This is a genomic window from Arhodomonas sp. KWT (assembly GCF_010993615.1).
This window is the reverse complement of sequence record NZ_WNXE01000292.1, coordinates 1-2,503: the sequence shown is the minus strand read 5'-3', so window position 1 is coordinate 2,503 and position 2,503 is coordinate 1. Positions and strand designations below refer to the sequence as shown.

The following is a 2,503-nucleotide window of genomic DNA, read 5'->3' as shown; positions in this document are numbered from 1 at the left end:
ATTGCTTGCCGCGGCTCCGGTTCGCGGTGAGGAGGGGCGGGGATCCCGGAACGAAGAGTCCGTGACCGGCGCAGGGTAGGGTACGCGGGATCAGCTCGGCCGGTGGCCGTGGATGATGGTCAGGTTGGGACCCCGCGGCCGGTGCAGGTAGCGCTCGATGGGGGTGGGGCGGCCGAAGAGATATCCCTGGGCGTAATCGATGCCGAGTTCGCGTACCTCGCGGAAGATACGCTCGTCTTCCACGAATTCCGCGATGGTGGAGATCCCGAGTTCCCGGGCGAGGCGCTGGATGGCGCCGGTGACGGCGCGGTCCAGGCGGTCGTTGGGCATGCCGCGCACGAAGCCGCCGTCGATCTTGAGGAAATCCACCTCCAGTTCCTTGAGGTAGCTGAACGACGCCATGCCGCTGCCGAAGTCATCCAGCGCGAAGCGGCAGCCGACGCTGCGCAGGCGCTGGATGAAGGTGCGTGCGGTGGCGTGGTTGGAGATTACTGCGGTCTCCGTGATCTCGAAGCACAGCGACTCCGGTGCCATGTCGTGGTGGTGGAGCGTGTGCAGGATGAAGTCGCAGAACGTCAGGTCGCCCAGCGTCTGCCCCGACAGGTTGACGAACCAGAGGGTGTCCTTGCGGTCATGGGGGCGGATCGTGCGGATGAGGTTGCCCACCACCCAGCGGTCGATGCTCGGCATCAGTCCGTAGCGTTCCGCAGCGGGCAGGAAGGTCCCCGGGACGATGATTTCGCCGTCACGGTCACGCATGCGCAGCAGCAGCTCCAGACGGCGCCGGCGGGACTCGCCTTTACCACCGCCCTGCCGGCACGGGAGGATCGGCTGGCAGTAAAGGCTCAGGCGGTTCTCGTCCAGTGCCTCGCGGATGGCGCTCACCCAGGTCATCTCGGTGCGGTAGCGATCGCTGAGGTGATCGTCCTCGCGGAAGACGTGGATGCGGTTGCGGCCATGATCCTTGGCGATGTAGCAGGCCGCATCCGCCTTGCTCATGGCCGATGCCGTGGACTCCGTGCCCGCGTTGATCTCGACGATCCCCGCGCTCGCTGTTACCGGGAACAGCCGCTCCCCCCAGCTGAAGCGCGTGGTCTCCACTGTGTGGAGATAACGCGCCGCGGCTTCGCGCGCCTGTTCGGCGCCGTGCCTGTGGAGCAGGATCCCGAACTCGTCGCCCCCCAGGCGGGCGACGCAGTCGCCGGTATCGATCAGTTCCGAGAGGCGGCGGGCGAGGCGGCGCATCAGGGCGTCGCCAGCCTCGTGGCCGCAGACGTCGTTGATGAGCTTGAACTGGTCGAGGTCCACCAGGCAGAGACTGGTCTGGCGTGTGGGTTCCTCGCGGACCCGGGAGAGCGCCAGCTCGATCTCCTGCTGGAAACCGGCGCGGTTGAGCAGCCCGGTGAGTGCGTCGTGACGGCTCAGGTGATCGAGCTGGGTCGCGCGCTGGTCGGCGAGTTCCCGTACCGCGCGTTCCCGGCGGGTCATCTGACCGACCAGCCAGGTGGCGAGCGCCGTGAGTCCCAGCGACAGGCCGAGCGCCACGGCGGGTCCGCGGAGGTCGTAGGCAAAGCGGGCGCCGGTAGCCGCCACGGCTGCGCTGTAGGTCCGGCCGCCGGTGCTCCAGACGTGTGCCAGATGCTGCCCGCCGGACCACTGGTACCAGGCCGGGGGATCGTCCTCGAACGTCCGGGTGTGCAGTGTCTCGCGGCTGTCGCGCCCGGTAACGTCGCTTACCGTGATCCTCAGGCCCTGGGAGCGAAGCACCGCGAGGGCGTCGGTGACCAGCGCGTGCACCTTGAAGACACCCTCCGCCAATCCCCGTGTGCCGCGGGTATGGATGTTGCCGTTGTGCTGGAATACCGGCACGAACACGAGGATCGCCGGTTCGTTGCCCGAATCCTGGACCAGGGAGGTGCTCGCGCTTGCGGAGAGTTCGGCACGGTCGATGGCGGCGCGTATGGCGTTGCTGCGCGCCTCGTTATCCGACGGGTCGAATCCGAGTGCGCGCCGGTTCTCGGTGAACGGCTCCACGTAGAGGATGGGGTAGTACTCCTCGCGCCTCGGCGCGCGCACCAGCTCGCCGGTGGCGCTCAAGTCCCGGATGGTGAAGCCGGGGAATTCGGCACGGACCCGTGCGATGAAAATCTCTCTGCCCAGGTGCGTGATGCGCGGTACCCATTCCAGGGCCTCGATGGTGGGGTGGCGGGCGAGGATGGAGCGGGCGAGGCGGGAGAAATCCTTGCGGGTGACGACCTGTTTGACCTGGAACAGATCGGCGATCTCGCGAACGCTCGCGAACTGCTGGCGCCAGGTCTGGGTGATGGCGGTGACGTGTTCACGCGCGGCGATGCGGAAGGCCGTGTCCGCGCGCCCGCGCTCATGGTGGTACGCGGCATAGGTCACCAACAGGCTCACGGTCAGCCCGAAGACGGCAACCACCACCGGCAGCAGCCAGGCGGGAAGGCGCGGGCGGGTGTGCGTGCGCCGGCCGTATGCCGAC

General features: G+C 67.8%; 1 protein-coding gene. It reads right to left on the bottom strand.

Annotated features, from left to right (window positions below):
* Window positions 1–90: 90 nt before the first annotated feature.
* Window positions 91–2,503: bifunctional diguanylate cyclase/phosphodiesterase (locus G7A99_RS18035; RefSeq protein ID WP_163142768.1), on the bottom strand; the 2,413-nt coding region annotated here is incomplete at its 5' end.